This window comes from Rhodococcus sp. A14, assembly GCF_011603105.1.
Lineage (GTDB): Bacteria > Actinomycetota > Actinomycetes > Mycobacteriales > Mycobacteriaceae > Rhodococcus_F > Rhodococcus_F opacus.
On sequence record NZ_JAAOQS010000083.1, the window covers coordinates 1 to 18,615 of the forward strand.

General features: G+C 67.1%; 20 protein-coding genes and 1 pseudogene. 13 read left to right on the forward strand and 8 right to left on the reverse strand.

Features of this window, described 5'->3' with window-relative positions; all coding sequences use genetic code 11:
• The 5 genes and pseudogenes from G9373_RS32185 to G9373_RS48335 form a co-directional block, all read left to right on the forward strand.
• Positions 1 to 1,355, forward strand: a 1,355-nt coding sequence (locus tag G9373_RS32185) for an MFS transporter (protein ID WP_240960865.1), incomplete at its 5' end; no start/stop codon positions are given.
• 74 nt (positions 1,356 to 1,429) lie between these two features.
• The gene (locus G9373_RS32190; protein WP_206032847.1) at positions 1,430 to 2,218 is read left to right on the forward strand and encodes an SDR family oxidoreductase; all 789 of its coding nucleotides are present in this window, start codon (positions 1,430 to 1,432) and stop codon (positions 2,216 to 2,218) included.
• A 29-nt stretch (positions 2,219 to 2,247) separates the two neighbouring features.
• On the forward strand, positions 2,248 to 2,502 hold the full coding sequence (locus tag G9373_RS48325) for a hypothetical protein (protein WP_332113146.1): 255 nt from the start codon (positions 2,248 to 2,250) through the stop codon (positions 2,500 to 2,502).
• 112 nt (positions 2,503 to 2,614) lie between these two features.
• Positions 2,615 to 2,674: pseudogene (locus tag G9373_RS48330) on the forward strand (hypothetical protein); the annotation flags it as partial.
• Between the two features lie 98 nt (positions 2,675 to 2,772).
• The gene (locus G9373_RS48335; RefSeq protein ID WP_005257386.1) at positions 2,773 to 2,895 is read left to right on the forward strand and encodes a hypothetical protein; all 123 of its coding nucleotides are present in this window, start codon (positions 2,773 to 2,775) and stop codon (positions 2,893 to 2,895) included.
• 154 nt (positions 2,896 to 3,049) lie between these two features.
• Here the strand turns inward: G9373_RS48335 and G9373_RS46915 are convergent, their stop codons facing one another.
• From G9373_RS46915 to G9373_RS32205, 3 genes are all read right to left on the reverse strand, one after another.
• The gene (locus tag G9373_RS46915) at positions 3,050 to 3,202 is read right to left on the reverse strand and encodes a hypothetical protein (protein WP_240960872.1); all 153 of its coding nucleotides are present in this window, start codon (positions 3,200 to 3,202) and stop codon (positions 3,050 to 3,052) included.
• Between the two features lie 109 nt (positions 3,203 to 3,311).
• Positions 3,312 to 4,409 (reverse strand): tartrate dehydrogenase, encoded by a 1,098-nt coding sequence (locus G9373_RS32200; RefSeq protein WP_167118840.1) that lies wholly within the window; start codon positions 4,407 to 4,409, stop codon positions 3,312 to 3,314.
• Between the two features lie 109 nt (positions 4,410 to 4,518).
• Positions 4,519 to 5,220 carry a GntR family transcriptional regulator gene (locus G9373_RS32205; RefSeq protein ID WP_167118843.1) on the reverse strand — a complete coding sequence of 234 codons (702 nt, stop codon included), beginning with the start codon at positions 5,218 to 5,220 and terminating at the stop codon, positions 4,519 to 4,521.
• A 138-nt stretch (positions 5,221 to 5,358) separates the two neighbouring features.
• On the opposite strand from G9373_RS32205, the gene G9373_RS32210 reads away from it, so the two are divergent.
• The 6 genes from G9373_RS32210 (at position 5,359) to G9373_RS32235 (ending at position 10,560) form a co-directional block, all read left to right on the forward strand.
• Positions 5,359 to 6,525: a mandelate racemase/muconate lactonizing enzyme family protein gene (locus G9373_RS32210; RefSeq protein WP_167118846.1), complete on the forward strand. Its 1,167-nt coding sequence runs from the start codon at positions 5,359 to 5,361 to the stop codon at positions 6,523 to 6,525.
• A gap of 70 nt (positions 6,526 to 6,595) precedes the next feature.
• Positions 6,596 to 7,915 carry a cation:dicarboxylase symporter family transporter gene (locus G9373_RS32215; RefSeq protein ID WP_240960866.1) on the forward strand — a complete coding sequence of 440 codons (1,320 nt, stop codon included), beginning with the start codon at positions 6,596 to 6,598 and terminating at the stop codon, positions 7,913 to 7,915.
• Between the two features lie 104 nt (positions 7,916 to 8,019).
• Positions 8,020 to 8,970 (forward strand): phosphoglycerate dehydrogenase, encoded by a 951-nt coding sequence (locus tag G9373_RS32220; protein WP_167118849.1) that lies wholly within the window; start codon positions 8,020 to 8,022, stop codon positions 8,968 to 8,970.
• A 2-nt stretch (positions 8,971 to 8,972) separates the two neighbouring features.
• Complete coding sequence (locus G9373_RS32225; RefSeq protein WP_065489735.1) at positions 8,973 to 9,818, forward strand: CoA ester lyase; 846 nt, start codon at positions 8,973 to 8,975, stop codon at positions 9,816 to 9,818.
• Positions 9,819 to 9,889: 71 nt separating this feature from the next.
• Positions 9,890 to 10,156: a WhiB family transcriptional regulator gene (locus G9373_RS32230; RefSeq protein WP_005257408.1), complete on the forward strand. Its 267-nt coding sequence runs from the start codon at positions 9,890 to 9,892 to the stop codon at positions 10,154 to 10,156.
• Between the two features lie 119 nt (positions 10,157 to 10,275).
• On the forward strand, positions 10,276 to 10,560 hold the full coding sequence (locus G9373_RS32235) for a YciI family protein (RefSeq protein WP_005561003.1): 285 nt from the start codon (positions 10,276 to 10,278) through the stop codon (positions 10,558 to 10,560).
• A gap of 398 nt (positions 10,561 to 10,958) precedes the next feature.
• On the opposite strand, the gene G9373_RS32240 is transcribed toward G9373_RS32235, so the two are convergent.
• The 5 genes from G9373_RS32240 to G9373_RS32260 form a co-directional block, all read right to left on the reverse strand.
• Positions 10,959 to 11,561, reverse strand: a complete 603-nt coding sequence (locus G9373_RS32240) for a TetR family transcriptional regulator (RefSeq protein WP_167118852.1) — start codon at positions 11,559 to 11,561, stop codon at positions 10,959 to 10,961.
• On the reverse strand, positions 11,561 to 12,424 hold the full coding sequence (locus tag G9373_RS32245; RefSeq protein WP_005257413.1) for an ABC transporter ATP-binding protein: 864 nt from the start codon (positions 12,422 to 12,424) through the stop codon (positions 11,561 to 11,563). Before G9373_RS32245 ends, G9373_RS32240 begins: the two co-directional genes overlap by 1 nt.
• Positions 12,425 to 12,428: 4 nt before the next feature.
• Positions 12,429 to 13,199 carry an ABC transporter ATP-binding protein gene (locus G9373_RS32250; RefSeq protein WP_005561000.1) on the reverse strand — a complete coding sequence of 257 codons (771 nt, stop codon included), beginning with the start codon at positions 13,197 to 13,199 and terminating at the stop codon, positions 12,429 to 12,431.
• 61 nt (positions 13,200 to 13,260) lie between these two features.
• Positions 13,261 to 14,307, reverse strand: coding sequence for an ABC transporter permease (locus G9373_RS32255; protein ID WP_037203949.1), 1,047 nt, complete (start codon positions 14,305 to 14,307; stop codon positions 13,261 to 13,263).
• Positions 14,308 to 14,931: 624 nt separating this feature from the next.
• Entirely contained in the window at positions 14,932 to 15,594 is a 663-nt protein-coding gene (locus G9373_RS32260) for a metalloregulator ArsR/SmtB family transcription factor (protein ID WP_167118855.1), read from the reverse strand.
• 89 nt (positions 15,595 to 15,683) lie between these two features.
• Here G9373_RS32260 and G9373_RS32265 point away from each other — a divergent pair, with 89 nt between their 5' ends.
• Both G9373_RS32265 and G9373_RS32270 read left to right on the forward strand, forming a co-directional pair.
• Positions 15,684 to 17,045 (forward strand): MBL fold metallo-hydrolase, encoded by a 1,362-nt coding sequence (locus tag G9373_RS32265; RefSeq protein ID WP_065491391.1) that lies wholly within the window; start codon positions 15,684 to 15,686, stop codon positions 17,043 to 17,045.
• Positions 17,042 to 18,358, forward strand: a complete 1,317-nt coding sequence (locus G9373_RS32270) for an MFS transporter (RefSeq protein WP_167118858.1) — start codon at positions 17,042 to 17,044, stop codon at positions 18,356 to 18,358. The genes G9373_RS32265 and G9373_RS32270 overlap by 4 nt, the downstream gene beginning before the upstream one ends.
• The last annotated feature ends 257 nt before the right edge of the window (positions 18,359 to 18,615 follow it).

Below are 18,615 nucleotides of genomic sequence, written 5' to 3' on the forward strand. Positions count from 1 at the left end.
CACCCGACATTGCGGCCGAACCCGCTACCCACGCGGCCGGGCGCACCTCGATCGTCAAGGTCGCCTTCGCCAGCATGATCGGCACGGCCGTCGAATGGTATGACTTCTTCCTCTACGGCTCGGCCGCCGCGCTGGTCTTCGGGCCCCTGTTCTTCCCCGACAGCGAACCGGCCACCGCCACCCTGCTGGCGTTCGCCACGTTCGCGGTGGGCTTCTTCGCCCGCCCGCTCGGCGGGATCGTCTTCGGCCACTACGGTGACAAACTCGGTCGCAAGAAGATGCTGGTCGTCAGCCTGCTCATGATGGGCGCCGCGACCTTCGCCATCGGCCTGTTGCCGACCTTCGCGAGCATCGGTATGGCCGCACCGCTCCTGTTGATCGGCTGCCGACTGCTGCAGGGCTTCGCCGTCGGCGGCGAATGGGGCGGAGCGGTCCTGATGGCCGCCGAACACGGTGACAACGACCGCCGCGGATTCTGGACGTCGTGGACCCAGGCCGGCGTACCCCTCGGAAACCTCCTCTCGGCGGTGGTGCTGTGGGTGCTGGCATTGTTCCAGAGCGACGAAGCCTTCGATTCCTGGGGCTGGCGAATTCCCTTCCTGCTCAGCGCCGTACTGGTCCTGATCGGTCTCTGGATCCGGCTGAGCATCGAAGAATCCCCGGTCTTCGCCGCCAACAAGAAGGCCCTCGAGAACCACAAGGCCGAGCACGCACCGATCATCGAGGTCCTGCGCAAATACCCCCGCGAGGTGCTCATCGCGATGGGGCTGCGGTTGGTGGAGAACACCTCGTACTACATCTTCACGGTCGTGGTGATGACCTACATGGTCACCTACCTGGATATGCCCAAGAGCGCCGCCATCGCGGGTGTGCTGATCGCCTCCGTCGCGCAGTTCTTCCTCACCCCGATCATCGGCGCCCTGTCCGACCGGGTCGGTCGGCGACCGCTGTACTTCACCGGCGCACTCGGTGCCGGCATCTGGGGATTCGTCTTCTTCCCCCTCATCGACACCGGCAACCAAACCGTCATCGCGGCGGCGATCTTCATCGGCCTCATCTTCACCACCCTGATGTACGCGCCGCAGGCGGCGATGTTCTCCGAACTGTTCGGCACCAGCGTCCGCTACAGCGGCGCCTCCCTCGGCTACCAACTCGCCTCCGTCTTCGCCGGCGGCCTCGCCCCCGTCATCGCGGTCGCACTGCTCGGCACCGTCGAGGAAAAGAACACCATCGCCGTCAGCATCTACCTCGCCGTCCTCGCCGTGATCACCATCATCGCGGTGATCGCCGCCAAGGAAACCGCCCGCACCTCCCTCGAACACGACCGGGTCCTCGACGAGGCCACCCGCAACTGATGAGCCGCCGGGCCGGTGTGCGGCGCTCACCCCGCACACCGGCCCGGTCACCACCATTCGAAAGAGCCTCCCCCATGAACACACCCGCCCACACCACGGTTATGGACCTGTTCCGGCTGGACGGCAACGCCGCCCTCGTAACCGGTGCCTCCCGCGGCCTCGGCCGCGCACTCGCCATCGCACTCGCCGAGGCGGGAGCCGACATCCTCGCCGTCGACATCGGCGACCTCGACCAGGTCGCCAAGGAGGTGCGCGCCCGGGGCGTTCACTGCGCCACCCGCACCGCCGACCTCAGCAACCTGTCACCCGACACCGCGGCCGAGCTGATCTCCTGGGCCAAAGCCGAGTTACGGCCTCCGACGATCCTGGTCAACAACGCCGGCATCATCCGCCGCGGCCCCGCGACCGAAACCACGCCCTCGGACTGGTCGGCAGTGCTCGACCTCAATCTCACCACCCCGTTCCTGCTCAGCCAGGCCTTCGCACAGGCCGCCCTCGACGACAATGCCGCCGCGAGCATCATCAACATCGCCTCGATCAACTCCTTCCAAGGCGGAATGGAGGTCCCGTCCTACGCCGCCTCCAAGCACGGCATCCTCGGACTGACCCGAGCGCTCGCGAACGAGTGGGCACCCCAACGCATCCGCGTCAACGCAATCGCCCCCGGCTACATGGAAACCGAATTCACCGCCGCGCACCGCGAGGACCCCGCCCGGGCGGAGAACATGCTGCGCCGCATCCCCGCCGGCACCTGGGGCCGACCGGAAGATCTTGCAGGCGCAGCCGTCTTCCTCGCCTCGGCCGCATCCGCCTACGTCACCGGCACCGCCCTGTCCGTCGACGGTGGATGGCTGTCCCGATAACACCGCGACCACCACTCGGAGGAGCCGCCATGGCATCGACACCGCAGAACCGTACCGACGTCCCCGCCGCCGATGCCCGATCGTGGCTGCTCGTATCCGCAGCACACAGCAGGCACTTCACCGAAACACACACCGGAGCGGCCGACGCCGTCATCTACGACCTCGAGACGGTGTCGTCCCCTCCGCGAGACCCACGGCACGAGAAGCCCTCCACCTCTGGTTCTCTCGCGGCGGCACCGGCTGGGTCCGCGTCAACCCGCCGGCACCGAGGACTGGAGCCATGACCTCGACGCACTCGAGGCAACACCCGGGCTCTTGGGCGTGATGCTCGCCAAATGCGAGTCGGCAGAGCATGTCACCGAGACCGCCGCCCGATTGCCCGCCCGGACCCCCGTTATGGCACTCGTCGAATCGGCCCTCGGCATCGAACGCGCCTACGACATCGCCTCCGCACAGCCCACTTCCCGGCTCGCCTTCGGAAGCGGCGATTTCCGCCGCGACACCGGGGCAGCCGATCTCGCGCCTGCCCTGTCCTATGCCCGGGACGATCGGTGGTGGCGAGCCAGGCAGCGGGTCTGCCCGGCCCCATCGACGGTCCCACCCTCACCTCCGCCGACGACGCGCTCGCCGATGCCCTGACCGTGACGCGCACGATGGGCATGTCGGGCAAGCTGTGAATGCACCCGGGACAAGCCCCCGTCATCAACCGCGCCCTGAGCCCCACCGACACCGACATCGACTGGGCCCGCCAGATCATCGACCAACTCGGCGTCGACGGTGCGCGCATCGAAAATGGCAGTGACCTGACGAAACTCGGCCGAGCGCGGACGATCAGCCGCCTCGCCACCGTCTTCGCACCAGCACCAAATGGTCGACGTGGACGTTCTCGGCTTCGACATCGGCGCGGCGCAGCGCATCGACCTGGTGGTCGGGGTTCTGGTCTGCGCTGGAGACCCGTGCGTAGCCGCGATTACCGACACTCACTTACCGATGTACCGCCACGGGCGAGGGCACTCGGCAGCCGTTCGGGAAGTAGGCGTGCTGCGTGCGCGGCAGCCGGGGAGTTCCACGTCAAGCTGCTCGACCGACCGGTCTAGGAGGTGACCCGCGAGGTGTTGGTTTCGAGCTGTCGGCGGATCGCGTCGCCGAGGGTTTGGGTGGTGGCGGTGCCACCGATGTCGGGGGTGAGAGTGTCGCCGCCGACGGCGAGGACGTCCTCGACTGCGGTCATGATGGCGGCGGCAGCCTCGGTCTCGCCGAGGTGGTCGAGCATCATGCTCGCGCTCCAGATCTGCCCGATCGGGTTGGCGATGCCCTTGCCCGCAATGTCGGGGGCCGATCCGTGGACCGGTTCGAACAGGCTCGGGAACGTGCGCTCGGGGTTGATGTTTCCGCTGGGGGCCACGCCGATGGTGCCGGTGCAGGCCGGGCCGAGGTCGGAGAGGATGTCACCGAAGAGGTTGCTGGCGACGACGACGTCGAACCAGTCCGGGTGCAGAACGAAGTTCGCGGTGAGGATGTCGATGTGGTACTTGTCCACCGCGACATCGGCGAAGTTCTGGGCCATCGCTTCGACGCGCTGATCCCAGTACGGCATCGTGATGGAGATGCCGTTGCTCTTCGTCGCGGAGGTGAGGTGTTTCTTGGGCCGGGACTGGGCGAGATCGAAGGCGTACTTCAGGATTCGGTCCACACCGGTTCGCGTCATGACCGTTTCCTGGATGACGGTTTCGCGGTCGGTGCCCTCGAAGATCTTGCCGCCGATGCTCGAGTATTCGCCCTCGGTGTTCTCCCGCACCACGAAGAAGTCGACGTCACCGGGTTCGCGGCCCGCCAACGGACTGGTGATGCCGGGCAGGAGTTTGACCGGCCGCAGGCTCACGTATTGGTCGAAGTGGCGGCGGAACTGCAGCAGGCTTCCCCACAGGCTGATGTGGTCGGGGACCACCTCGGGCCAGCCGACGGCGCCGAAGAAGATGGCGTCGAACTGGTTGAGCTGGTCGAACCAGCCGTCGGGCAGCATCGTGCCGGTCTTGGTGTAGTAGTCGGCGCTGGCGTAGTCGTACTGCTCGTAGTCAAGTCGGAAGTCGAATGCCGACGCCGCGGCTTCGAGGACCCGTAGTCCCGCCGGGACGACCTCCGTCCCAATTCCGTCGCCGGGGATGACTGCGATCCGATGTGTTGCGCCCATGGTGTGGTGACTTCCCTTCGGGGTCCAGAAACTCTGGCGTGCAGCACTATCGGCGCTGCCGCTCAGGTGATGCGGGTGTTTGGTTATCGGGGCCGGTGAGGCCGCCCGGTCAGGCCGGCTCGCGTGAGGTCGCGCCCTCGCGTTCCTCGAGGGCGCGGATGGCGCTGGCGGTGAGGCTTTCGGTGATGTGCCGACGCATCAGCTCGCCGGTGCCGGCCGCATCGCCCGCGACGACCAGGTCGAACAGCTGGCGGTGTTCGTCGAGGTCGCGGATGCGGGGTTCGTCTCCGGGAGGGAGTTCGAGGCCGACGCGGCGGTACCGGTCGGACTTGTCCCAGACGTCGTCGAGTAACCGGATCAGCACGTCGTTGTGGGAGGCGACGTAGAGGGCACGGTGGAATTCGCGGTGGGCTTGTAGGCCCTCTTCGCCCCATTTACGGGTGACCGGCACCAGTCGGTTCAGGGCGGAGCGCATGAACAGGATGTCCTGATCGGTGCGCCGTGCGGCGGCCAGTTCGGCGGCGGTGGGGTCGAGGGAGAGGCGGACCTCGAAGAGCTGGCGGGCCTCCTGTGCGCTCATCTGTGCCACTCGCACGTCCCGGTGCGAGTCCATCTCCACGAGCCCTTCGCTGCTCAGACGGCGGATCGCCTCCCGCAGCGGGGTGATGCTCATCTTGAGGCTGTCGGCGAGTTCGTACTGCGCCAGGCGTGATCCCGGGGCGAGCTCGCCGCTCAAGATCAGCCGACGTAGCTCGCCGTACGCAACGTCGCCCTTGCTCGAATAGACGTTCATGACGTTCGTCGGCTGCATGTGCCCTCCCTCACCCAAATCCTCGGTCTGTGCTCCCGGCCACAAATTGGCCCTTGTGTCCGGCGCCACGATCAGTCTAACATCGCTCTTGCATCTTATAAGACTTACAACTTATAAGACCGATACGAGAGGGAACTCATGAAGATCATTTCCGTACACGAGGGCATCGTCCCGATCAGCTCGTCCATCCGGAACGCCTGGATCGACTTCAGCAAGATGGACTGCTCGATCGTGGCGATCGTCAGCGACGTCATGCGAGATGGCGAGCCGATCGTCGGCTACGGCTTCAACTCCAACGGCCGCTACAGCGCCGGAGAGATCCTGCGCCGCCGAGCAATTCCCCGGCTGCTCGACGCCGACCCCGAAGCGCTGCTCGACGAGGCCGGCGACCTGGACCCGACCCGGGCCTGGGACATCATGATGAAGAACGAGAAGCCGGGCGGTCACGGCGAGCGTTCGGTCGCGGTCGGTGTCATGGACATGGCCCTGTTCGACCTCGCGGCGAAGATCGCCGACAAGCCGCTCTACCGCTACCTCTCCGACAAGTACGGTGACGGCCGGCCCGACGACTCGGTCTTCGTCTACGCCGCCGGCGGCTACTACGCGCCCGGCAAGACCCTGAAAGACCTGCAGGACGAGATGCGCGGCTTCCTCGACATGGGCTACAACGTGGTCAAGATGAAGATCGGCGGCGCCGACCTCAAGGAGGATCTCCAGCGTATCGACGCCGTCCTCGAGGTCCTCGACGGCGACGGATCCCGCCTCGCGGTAGACGTCAACGGCCGCTTCGACCTGGCGACCGCCCTCGAATACGGCAAGGCCATCGAGCCCTACAACCTGTTCTGGTACGAAGAGGTCGGCGACCCGCTCGACTACCGCCTCAACGCCGTGCTGTCCGAGAACTACTCCGGCCGCATCGCCACCGGTGAGAACCTCTTCTCGCTGCAGGATGCCCGGAACCTGATCCGCTACGCCGGCATGCGCCCGGACCGTGACATCATCCAGGTCGACCCCGCCCTGAGCTACGGCCTCACCGAATACCTGCGGGTGCAGGAGATGCTCAAGGACCACGGATGGTCCTCGCGCCAGTGCATCCCGCACGGCGGACACCAATTCTCCCTGCACATCGCCGCCGCACTGAAGCTGGGCGGCAACGAGTCCTACCCGGGCGAATTCCAGCCGACCGGCGGCTTTGCCGACGGTGCCGTCGTCGAGAACAGCCGGGTCGGGCTCACCGAGATCCCCGGCATCGGGTTCGAGGGCAAGGCCGCCTTCTACAAGGTGCTCCGCGCACTGCACCACTGACCCCCAACCTCCATGGTTCCGGCTGACGCGGGGACCGCCACCTGGTCCGATGTGCGAAGGAGCACTCGCGATGACTACTACCACCATGTCCCCGAGCCACACCGAACCTGAACGCTCGCGGCTCAGCCGACTGATGCGCGAGTTGTGGTTCCAAGTGCTGCTCGGGGCGGTCCTCGGAATCACGGTCGGCGTCCTGCTCCCGGACGTCGGCGCCGCACTCAGCCCGTTGAACGACTGGTTCATCGGCATCGTCAAGATGATCGTCGTCCCGGTCGTGTTCTGCGTGGTCACACAGAGCATTGCGTCGATGGACAGCCTCCGGAAGGCCGGCCGGATCGGTGCCAAGGCGCTCGGCTACTTCATGGTCCTGTCGCTGCTGTCGATGCTCATCGGGCTGGTCGTGGCGAACGTCTTCAAACCGGGCGCGGGCATGAACATCAATCTCGCCGAGCTCGACACCGAGAGCATCCCCGGCGCCGGCCAGGCCCACGGCACGGTCGACTTCATCGACCGCATCATCCCGACCAACCTGTTCGGTGCCGTCACCGGCAACGAAATCCTTGCCGCACTGCTGGTCTCGATCGTGTTCGGCTGCGCCCTCAACGTCTCCGGCGAGAAGGCCGCACCGATCAACGACGGCATCTCCGCGCTGACCTCCGTGGTGTTCAAGATCGTCGGCTGGGTCATGCGTCTGGCCCCGATCGGCACCTTCGGCGCCTTGGCCTCGGTCGTCGCCAAGTACGGCGCCGAGAGCCTGCAGCAGCTCGGCTACCTGATCCTGCTGTTCACCGGCACCTGCATCGTGTACGTCATCGTGGTCCTGGGGGTCATCAGCCGCGCCTGCGGTGTGGGCCTGTTCTCGCTGATGCGGTACCTCAAGGCCGAACTCCTGGTCGCGCTGAGCACCTGCTCGAGCGAGGCGGTGCTGCCGCAACTGGTCCGCAAGCTCGAGGACCTCGGTGTCGGCAAGCCGGTCGTCGGCATCGTGATCCCGTCCGGGTTCTCGTTCAACCTCGACGGATCCGCGGTCTACCTGACGATGGCCTCACTGTTCCTCGCCCAGGCAGTCGGAATCGACCTGTCCTGGCAGCAGCAGCTGATCATGGTCGGCGTCATGATGCTGACCAGCAAGGGAACCGCCGGCATCGCGGGCGGAGCGTTCATCGTCCTCGCCAGCACGATCACCGCCGTCGGCCACGTCCCCCTCGCCGCACTCGCCCTGATCGTCGGTGTCGACCGCATCCTCAACGAGGGCCGGGTCTTCATCAACGTTCTCGGCAACGCGATGGCCACCATCGTGATCGGCAAGTGGGAGAACGACTTCGACGCCGAGAAGGCACGAGCAGTGCTCGGTGCCCGGCCCGGCAAGCACGAAGAAGCCGGAAAGTAACCAACAGTGCCGACATGACAGGGCGGGGTGGCCGCGGCGACGCGGCCACCTCACCCTGCCGCATTCGGCCGCAACACACACGAACTCGAGAGGAAATGACCTGTATGTCACGCGTTCTGGTGACCACCGACTACCTCGGTCCCGGTGACGACATCGACACCCTGCTGCGCCGGCACGGACACGAGGTGACCTACGCACCCGCCCGCGGTGCCCGCAACCGCGCGGAAGCGTTGGCGTTGTTCGACGGAATCGACGGAGCCGTCATCGCGAGCGAACCGATCACCGCGGACATGCTCGAGACCGCCACGTCACTGAAAGTCATCGCCCGCAGCGGCGTCGGCTACGATTCCGTCGATCTCGCGGCAGCCGCCCGCCACGGCGTCCGAGTGTGCAACACCCCCGGCGTCAACCACGACGCCGTCGCCGAAATGACGATCGCCCTGATCCTGACGACCGCCCGTAAACTTTCCGCCGTCCTCTGCGGAGTCCGGGACGGCCGCTGGCCCCGCGACGCCGGCCGCGAACTGCGCGGATCCACCCTCGGCATCATCGGCTACGGACCCAGCGGCCGGGCCGTGGCCCAACTCGGTCTGGCGTTCGGAATGTCGGTGGCCGTGCACACCGCACACCCCACCGGCGACCCGGGCATCGAATTCGTCGACCTCGACACCGTCACCGCCACCGCGGACTACCTGTCCCTGCACACCCGCGCCGCCGCCACGACCGAGCACCTGATCGACCGCAAGCGCCTGCAGGCGATGAAGAACACCGCGGTCCTGATCAACACCGCCCGCGGCAGCCTGGTCGACGAGGACGCCCTCGCCGACGCCCTCGAGGCCGGAGACATCGCCGGCGCCGCACTCGACGTCGTCGCCCGAGAACCTCTCCCCGCCGACAGCCGACTCCGCGGCCTCGACAACGTGCTCATCACCTCACACCTGGCCGGTCAGACCGTCGAGGCCCGCAACCGCGCCGGTCTCGCCGCCGCCCAGGCCGTGATCGACGTCCTCGCCGGCCGCGAACCCGCTCATCCGGTCGATAAGGAAACGGTATGACCATGACCGAGAAACTCTCGACACCTCCCCGCGCGGTAGACGCCGAAATCTCCCGTACCTGGCTGCTGGTCAACGCAACTCGGACAGACACCTTCGACGACGCCGACCAGTCCCGGGCCGACCAGATCGTGCTCGACATCGAAGACGCCGTCGACCCCACCGCGAAACCCGACGCCCGTGTCGACGTCACCCGATGGCTGGAAGAACGATCGGCGTGGGTCCGGATCAACGACCGCTCGACCCCCTTCTGGTCCGACGACGTCGACACCTTGAAGGGCCTTCCCGGCCTGGCCGGGGTGATGCTCGCCAAGACCGAGTCCGCCGAGCAAGTGACCGAAACCTTCGACCGCCTCGGCGGCGCGACCCCGGTGCTCGCACTGATCGAGTCCGCCCTGGGCATCGAGGAAGCCCCACAGATCGCACGTGCCCGAGGCGCCTTCCGCCTGGCCTTCGGCAGCGGCGACTACCGGCGCGACACCGGCACCGGAGCCGACGACCTCGCCATGGCCTATCCGCGCTCACGCCTGGTCATCGCCAGCAGACTCGGTAACCTCCCCGGCCCGATCGACGGACCCACCGTCAGCGACGACCACGCAGTCCTCCACGAGAAATCCACGCTGGCTACCACCCTCGGACTGACCGGCAAGCTGTGCCTGAAAACCGACCACCTGCCCGTCATCAACGCCGCCATCAGCCCCACCACCGACGACGCCACCTGGGCCCGGGACTTCCTCGCCGACTTCGAAGCCCGTGGCCGCATCATCCGCGACGGCAGCGACCTGCCCCGTCTGGGCCGCGCCCAGAAGATCGCCCGGCTGGCTACGGCATTCGGAGTTCTTTCGCCATGAACGCTGCCCACCCTGCAGTGCACAGCGTCTGTGCAGCCACTGCTGATCCTCACGATGCGAGGTAGCGCCACATGTCGTCGACTACCCTTTCGACCCACCTGTATGCACCGCGGACCGATTTATGGGACTGGCAACTTCGCGCCACCTGCAGACAGGTCGAAACCGACCTGTTCTTCCCCCAGGAAGGCGAAACCCATCACGATCGACGGGGCCGCGAGCGGGCAGCCAAACGGATCTGCCGCACCTGCCCGGTGCTCGCCCAATGCCGCACCCACGCCCTGAGCGTCGGCGAACCCTTCGGAATCTGGGGCGGCACCACCGAGGACCCCGACGGTTGACCATCTCCCACAGCCACCCACCACCGGGCAAACGACCGCCCCAATCCTGAACTGCAGTACACGGATCCACAATCGCCACGCGACCCCTCACGGCACCCACCCACCGAGAAAGTGAGAACATGCCCCTCTTCGTCGTCGAGTACACCTACTCCGCCGTCACCGCTGCAGGCCGCGATGAACACCGCACCGCACATCGAGCCTGGCTCGCCGACCTCGTCGAACAGAAGACCGTGATCGTCTCCGGCCCCTACGCCGACGACTCCGGCGCATTCATCGTCGTCGCCGCCGACACCGCCGAGACCGTCGAACAGCTCTTCGCCCAAGACCCCTTCGTGACCCACGGACTGGTTCCCACCCACAGGATCATCGAATGGACGCCGGTCCTCGGAACGCTCATCCACTAACCGGCTGGCGCAGCGATACCACCCGACGGTGGGCACCGCCCTCCGACCGGCTGGAGTCGCGACGGTGACGCCCGACCGGCAGCACCCGCAGGCCATGAATCCTCTGCACAGAGCGAGCACGACTGGTGCAGAGAATCCACCCGGCCGAGACCGACATTCTGCCTCTCGCCGGCATCTTCGACTTCTGGCGCAACTCCGATGTCCCCGACGAGGACCCGGACGCCGCAAGTGCACGCGCAGTAGCGACTGGGAGGGCCGCCCGATCTGCGCTGCCTGCAATCGGAAGTCCCGCAACGTCAATCATCTCGATCGCTTGGTTCGCCGAATCCTGGCGGTCAGCCCGGCGGCGAATGTCGACCGCATCCGCCAGATCCTCGAGCGTGCAGAGAAGGCGCCGTCTAGCGACATAGATCTCCGGTGAGGTACCGCTGCAGATTGGGAGCGATCATGTCGATGATCCGTTCGTGTGAGGCCGAGGCCAGTGGTTCGATGGCGAGCAGATAGCGCATCGAAGCGAGACCCATCAGTTGGGTGGCGACGAGATTCGCGCGCCAACGCGCTAATTCGGGGTCGGGCTCCATCGACTCCGCGATCGGTTGCAGCGCTCGTTTGAGTAGGAACTCCCGCAAGAGTGCGGCGCTGCGGTCATGTGCCATCGAACTTCGCAGTACAACCACTGCCGCTGTTCCCGCGGGGGAATCCCAGAGATCGAGTGCGGTCCGCAGCAGCCGCTCGGCGATCCGGTCGCGAGGTCCTTGGAGGACTGAGTCGACGTATTGTCGCGGGTCGAACGGGGCGTCCATCACCGCGAGGAAGAGCTTCTCCTTGGTGCCGAAATAGTAGTGAACCAACGCCGTGTCCACTCCGGCGGATGCGGCAACCGCGCGTACAGTCGCCGCATCGTATCCGGCTCTCGCGAACTCTTCTCTTGCAGCGCTGAGGATTTGATCTCTGGTATCGGATGTTCCTGGGCGTCGTCCGCTTCGTGCACCTGCCGCCATCAGGACTCGATTGCTGCCCGGCGGTCGATCAGTACCATCGTCTCCTCCAAGGTGGCGGGCACCTCTGTCACCGCCGCTCTTAGCCCGGCTGAGTCGAGCGCCCTGCGCACATCGGCGGTGCTGACACCCGCTACCCGTACGACCCGTCCGTCGAGTGTCACCGGCAGCTGCGCCCTCATCAGCGCTTCGAACGTCCGTGCCCACTCCGCCGTCTGCACGGCGACCGCCCGTTGCCCTCCGATGATGTCGGCGAGGGTTCCGCGCGCCACCGGGCGTCCGTGGGACATGAGCACCAGTCGGGTGCACTGCTGGGCCTCCTGCAAGTAGTGCGTGGTCACCAGTACCCCGCAGCCTGTGTCCGCCTGGTCGTGGATGGTGTCCCACAGCCGGGTACGGGCCAGCGGGTCTACGCCCGAGGTCGGCTCGTCCAGGATCACCAGTTCCGGTCGGTGCGACAGTGCGCAGTGGAACGCGAGCCGACGTTGCAACCCGAGCCCGATCTCCCGGACCGGACGCGCGGCAACCGCCTCGAGCGCCTCCGGTAAAGGTTGCTCGGACAGTCCGAATGCCTCGGCCACGAACTCGACGTTTTGCCGGACCGATAGTTCCTGGTAGAGCCCGAGACTCTGCGGCATGTAGCCGAGTCGGCGGAGGGTGTGCCGCGAGGGCGGTGCACCGAACACATCGATCGCTCCCCGATCGACCGCCTCGAGCCCGAGGATCATCCGGATCAGCGTGGTCTTGCCGGCCCCGTTCGCGCCGATCAAGCCGACGATCTCCCCCGAGCGAACATGCAGTGACATGTCTCGGACTGCTGTGAACGCGCCGAAGTTCCGCCACACACCACGCACGTCGATCGCCACTCGCTCAGACATGCTCGGAGTTCCGCTGCTCGTTGCGTGCCAACATCAGCGCGATCACTGCGTCCTCTAGATCGGTGTGCTCGTCGCAGCGTCCCCGACCTGACGGGCTCCACACACGAAACATGCTTCCTCGCCTCCAGGTTCGGTTCGCAGCTTCACCCAGCGGCCGATTCCGTTCCGTACTGATCGTGCCCGGAATCGAGGCGATCATCTCGTCCGGTGTTCCCAACCCGAGGATCTCGCCGCCGTCGAGAACCAGCACTCGGTGTGCACGCTCGGCCTCGTCCAGGTACGTCGTCGACATCAGCACCGCGGTGCCCGCTGCCGCTGCTTCCGCCACCATCCGCCACAACTCCACCCGACTGACCGGATCCACGCCGGTGCTCGGCTCGTCGAGTAGCAGCACCAGAGGACGATGCAGCATCGCCATGCAGAAGCCCAGTTTGTGGCGCATGCCGCCAGAGAGCTGGCCGCCGAGCCGGTCGCCGACGCCGCCCAGACCTGCCGGGCCGAGTAGCCGAGCTTTTCGGTCGCCCAGCAGGTCCGGACTCATTCTGTAGGCGCTGCCCACGAATTCGATGTTCTCGTCCACCGTCAGGTCCCGCCACACCCCGGCGGTGCTCGGCTGAAACCCGATCTCGTCCTTTGCAGGCATCGTGACGGTACCGCTGGCAATCGGGATCCGGCCGGCCAGTGCCCCGAGCAGGCTGGTCTTGCCCGCCCCGTCGCCCCCAACCACCGCGGTGATCTCCCCGCGCGGAATATCGACAGTCACCCTGTCGAGCACGACCCGACCGCCGAGTCGCACTGTCAGCGCAGCCGCACCCCAAGCACGGTCACGTGAGGCCACTGCGTACCACCGCCTTACCCCTCGGTGCAATCGACCGCTTCAGCCGGAACACCGCCGCCCCGAAGATCAACAGTGCCATCGCGGTCAACACAGCAATCGGGATCCACAAGGTGCTCATACCGGCCCCACGCAGCATCACCCCCTGCGAGATCTTCGTGAAGTACGTCAGTGGAAGCAGGTACCCGATCCAGCGGACGCCTGGGGCCATGGCGCTGAGAGGAAAGATCATGCCGGACAGCAGGACCTGAGGCAGCAGCACCATCATCGCTGCCTGGATCGCTTGGCCGGTGGTCTTGGAGATCGTGGAGATGAACACCCCCAGACCGAGTACCGCGAACAAGAAGATCGCCGCCCCGAGCGCGAAGATCAGTGCGTTGCCGTTGAACGGTACCGAGAAGATCCAGATGCCGAGCAGAGTCACCGCCACCATGTCCACTGCGGCCAGCAGAAAATAGGGTGCAATCTTCCCGGAGATCACCGCGGCTGGCGAAAAGGGCATCACGGCAAGCTGTTCCAGTGTGCCCGCCTCACGCTCTTTGACCAGACCGATGCTGGTAATGATGGTGCCGATGAAGGTGAGGATAAGTCCGATGATTGCTGGCACCATCACCCATGATGTTTTCAGGTCGGGGTTGTACAGGACCTCGGAATCGACGGTGGGACCCATTCGCGCGACGACAATCTTGGCCGCTTGTGCGGCGAAGAGATTGGACCCGTCGATATACACGGTCGGCTTCCCTGCCCCCGTGACGATCGCTAGGTCGGAAACGTCGTCGCGCAGTGCCGTGCGCGCCGTCGCGTCGGTACCCGCAGAATCGACGGTGTCGACGTGCAGAACCTGCGCCACCTGCGGGTCGGCCGCGAGGCGGTCCGCCACCGTGTTTGCGTTCGGTCCGACGATTGCCGTTTCGAGTGTCGTGATGGTGAAGTTCGCGGCGAATCCGAAGACGACTAGCAACAACAGCGGCAGCGCGACGAGCATGGCGAGGGTGCGTCGGTCTCGCCGTAGCTCACGAAATTCCTTGATGATCATTGCCCGCATGAGCACTCCCGAACCTGAGATACAGGCTTATCCATGAATTCATCGAATAATGAATTCAACGCTATGCCGCCTTGATGAGCACTGTCAATGGGCGCGGCGAAGCCAGGCGTCGCGGCTCCGTACTGGTGAAGATCACGGTCAGAGGGCCCGCGCCGCATCACCGGAGCGACCGTCGCCGTCGACAGCTCCGACCCCGCCCTCGCCCGCATTCGACTGCGCCACCTGTCCGGTGCTCCGATCTGTGCCGTGCGCTCCGCATCGTGCAGAACCATGTCGACTTCGACCCGTCGCTCTGGTCTGCGGCAAACCCCCCGGACTGCGTGAAGCTGAACCATCAGCCACCGATCAGCGTCCACTGCTCTGCGGGAATCTCCCGAGCGATCTCGGCGGCCTGCGGTCACGGCGGCCCTATCCACCGACCGGTGCCTCCACCGCCCACTCCGGCCGCGTCTCACCGGATGTCATCGAGCAACTCCCCTGGCACCCGCGCTTCGGCGCTTCGCTCCCGGGTGTCGAGCGAGTCCATCAAATCCACCGCAACAGTCGCCACCGGCAACGTCGTCGTCGTGAAAGACGGATCCGGCGTGGGCCCACACGGGACAGCCGGGTTTGTGGTCAGGTCAGGGAGTCGACGGGCAGGGCCGCCAGCCGCCACTCGAGCATGCCGTCGGTCAGCCGCGCTGCGCGGCGGCCGTGGTCGGTCAGCAGCCGGACCGCGTCGTGGGCGAGAACGCAGTAGGCGCCGCGGCAGTAGGCGACGATCTCCTGATCCGGCGGCAGGTCGGCCAGGTGATCGGCCAACTCGTCCAACGGAATCGACACCGCCCCGGGGATGTGCCCGGCCTGGTATTCCTCGCGGGGGCGCACGTCGAGCACCGTCACCTTCCCCGACCGGGCCCGCTCGAGCAGCTGGTCCTTGCTGACGTGTTCGGTGTCGGCCGGGCCGAGATACGCGGTGCGGGCGGCCTCGACATCGGGCAGGTGTTCGTTGGCGACCGTGCGGACCAGTGCGAACAGCTGCGCCACGTCCTCGCCGGCGAGCCGGTAGAACACCTTGGTGCCCTCGCGGCGGGTGGCGACCAGGTTGGCCTGCTTGAGGGTCTGCAGATGCGCGGACGCGGTGGTCAGTCCCAGCTCGCAGGCGCGGGCAAGGGCGTCGACGGTGCGTTCGCCCTGGGCGAGCAGATCCAGCAGTTCGAGCCGCTTGCCGCTGCTGAGCGCCTTGCCGACGCGGGCGAACTGGTCGAACAGTTCGGTCTTCGCGATCCGATCACCCATGGCATTCTCCAATCATCTTTGGAATAGTGTAGAACATGGATCGGGTGTTCCGCCCGGGACGCCCACGGAGCCGAGGCAGGGAGAAGGCCATGGCCGGGATCGATCTGGTGCCGCTCGTCGACGAGGGGCTCGGCAACTCCGCGTATCTGGTGGACCTGGGCGACGGGCGGGCGTTGGTGGTCGACGTCAGCCGAGACCTGCGGGCCGTGCACGCCGCGGCCGCGCGCCGCGGGTTGACCGTCGCGTTCGCCGCCGACACCCACCTGCACGCCGACTTCCTTTCCGGCGCCCACCAGCTCGGCGCCACCGGCGGGACGCGGGTGCTGGCCTCCGCCGCCGGGGACCGGGAGTATCCCCATACCGGGCTGCGCGACGGCGACGAGGTGGACCTGGGCGGGCTGCGGCTGCGGGCCCTGATGACGCCCGGGCACACCCACGAACACCTCTGTTACCTGCTCCTCGACGGCGAGAAGGAGGTCGGGGTGTTCACCGGCGGCTCGCTGCTGGTCGGCTCTGCCGCCCGTACCGACCTGATCTCTCCGGAGCGCACCGAGGCCCTCACCCGCGCCCAGTACGCCTCCCTGCGCCGTCTCGCCGCGCTACCCGGCGAGGTGGCGGTGTGGCCCACGCACGGGGCGGGCTCGTTCTGCTCGGCCCCGCCCGGCGCCGAACGCACCAGCACCATCGCCCGCGAACGCGCCACCAACCCGTTGCTCGCCGCCCGCGACGAGGACGCGTTCGTCGACCAACTGCTGGGATCGCTGGGCAGCTATCCGCCGTACTTCCGCCGGCTCGGGGAGGTCAACCGACTCGGTCCTCCACTCCTCGACCAGGATCCGGTGCTGCCGGCGCTGACCGTCGACACCGTCCGCGCCCAGTTGGCCGGGGGCGCCGCCCTGATCGATGTGCGCGCGCTGGCCCGGTTCGCCGCCGAACACATCCCCGGTGCGGTGTCGATCCCGCTGCGGCCGGTCTTCGCCAGCTGGCTGGGCTGGCTCGCCCCGGCCGACCGGCCCCTGATCATCGTCCGCGACCAAGACCAGGACGTGGACGAGATCGTCTGGCAAGCAATGAAAATCGGGTACGACAATCTGATCGGTGAACTCGACGGCGGCCTCGCCGCCTGGACCGCCGCCGAACTCGCGGTGGCCGCCACGGCGCTGACCGGCCCCGACGGGGTCGGCAATGTCCGGGTCCTCGACATCCGTCAACGCCCCGAATACCTGGCCGGGCACTTGCCCGGCGCCATCCACATCGAACTCGGCGCCCTCCCGGGCCGGGTCGACGACCTGCCCCGCGAGCCCACCGTGGTGATGTGCGGGCACGGCGAACGCGCGATGGGCGCCGCCAGCCTGCTCGAACGCGCCGGCCACCGACAGCTGACGGTGCTCGAGGGCGGTCCCGACGACTGGGCCCACGCGACCGGGCGCACCCTCGAGACCGGCGCATGAGCAGAGACCGTCGCAGGAGCACCACCTCGCCCCGGCCGATCCGACTCGGCCTGGGCCCCAACCTCGCCCAGTTCAGCCTGCTCGTCGCGGTCAACGCCCTCGTCGGTGGCATGGTCGGCCAGCAGCAGACCGTGCTGCCGCTGCTCGCCTCAGGCGAATTCGGGCTGACCGGCTACACCTTCATCTTCACCTACGTAGCCGCGTTCGGAATCACCAAGGCCGCCGCCAACTACTTCGCCGGAACCTGGTCCGATCGCTTCGGCCGCAAGCCGGTGCTGCTGGTGGGCTGGCTGTTCGCCATCCCCGTCCCGCTGATGCTCATCGCCGCCCCCAACTGGTGGTGGGTCGTGGCCGCCAACGTGCTCCTCGGCATCAACCAGGGCCTGACCTGGTCGACCACCGTGGTGATGAAGATCGACCTGGTCGGCCCCGCCCGCCGCGGCCTGGCGATGGGACTGAACGAGGCCGCCGGCTACGGCGCCGTGGCCGTCAGCTCGCTGATGGCCGGCTACCTCGCCGACCAGTACGGGCTACGACCGGCCCCGTTCCTGCTCGGACTCGCCTACACCGCGCTGGCCCTGCTGCTGTCCGGGGTATTCATCCACGAAACCCGCGACCACGCGCGCCTGGAAGCCACCCAGCACACCCCGCGTGCGGACGGAATGCACGATCACCTGCACGCGGATCTGACCAACCGGCAAATCGCTGCGGCAACCAGTTTCACCGAACCCGCCCTGTCCTCGGCGAGCCAGGCCGGGCTGGTCAACAACCTCAACTTCGGGCTCTCCTGGGGCCTGTTCCCCCTGCTGTTCGCCACCGCCGACCTGGGCGCCGGGCAGATCGGTGTGCTCTTCGCCCTCTATCCCGGCGTATGGGGCGCCGGACAATTGGTCACCGGCGCCCTTTCGGACCGGATCGGCCGCAAGCACCTGATCACCGCCGGCATGACCCTGCAAGCCGCAGCCCTGGCGCTGATCGCCGCCTCCCACGGCTTCACCGGGTGGGCGGCCGGCACGGTGCTGCTCGGGGCCGGCACCGCCATGGTCTACCCCACCCTGCTCGCCGTGATCGGCGACGTCGCACACCCGGCCTGGCGCGGCCGCGCCGTCGGGATCTACCGGGTCTGGCGCGACAGCGGCTATGCCGTCGGCGCGATCCTCGGCGGCATCGTCGCCGACCTGATGGGACTGCACGCCGCGGTGTGGGGTGCCGCCGCCGTCAGTGCCGCTTCGGCCCTGGCCGTCGCGGTCCGCATGTACGAAACCCACCCCCGACCCGTCAACACGAGCCCGCAGCGTGCGCCGAGGGGTTGATCGCATCCCGGGGGAATGCGCTGCGGCGGCAGCCCATACAAGGACCGGCGCCTGGCCGGCTCCCGAGTGCAGTCGGCATGAGCAGCAGGGTCGCGAGCGCACGGCTCGTCTGCACCGCAGGGATCGAATGCACCAGGTGAGCATCATGACCGCCCGTCCGTGTGGCGAGGACGTACGCCGCCTACGTGTGGGTCAAGATCGCGGACCAGATCCTCGAATCGATTGTAGGAAGTCCGGCGGGTTCGGGAAGTGCCGCG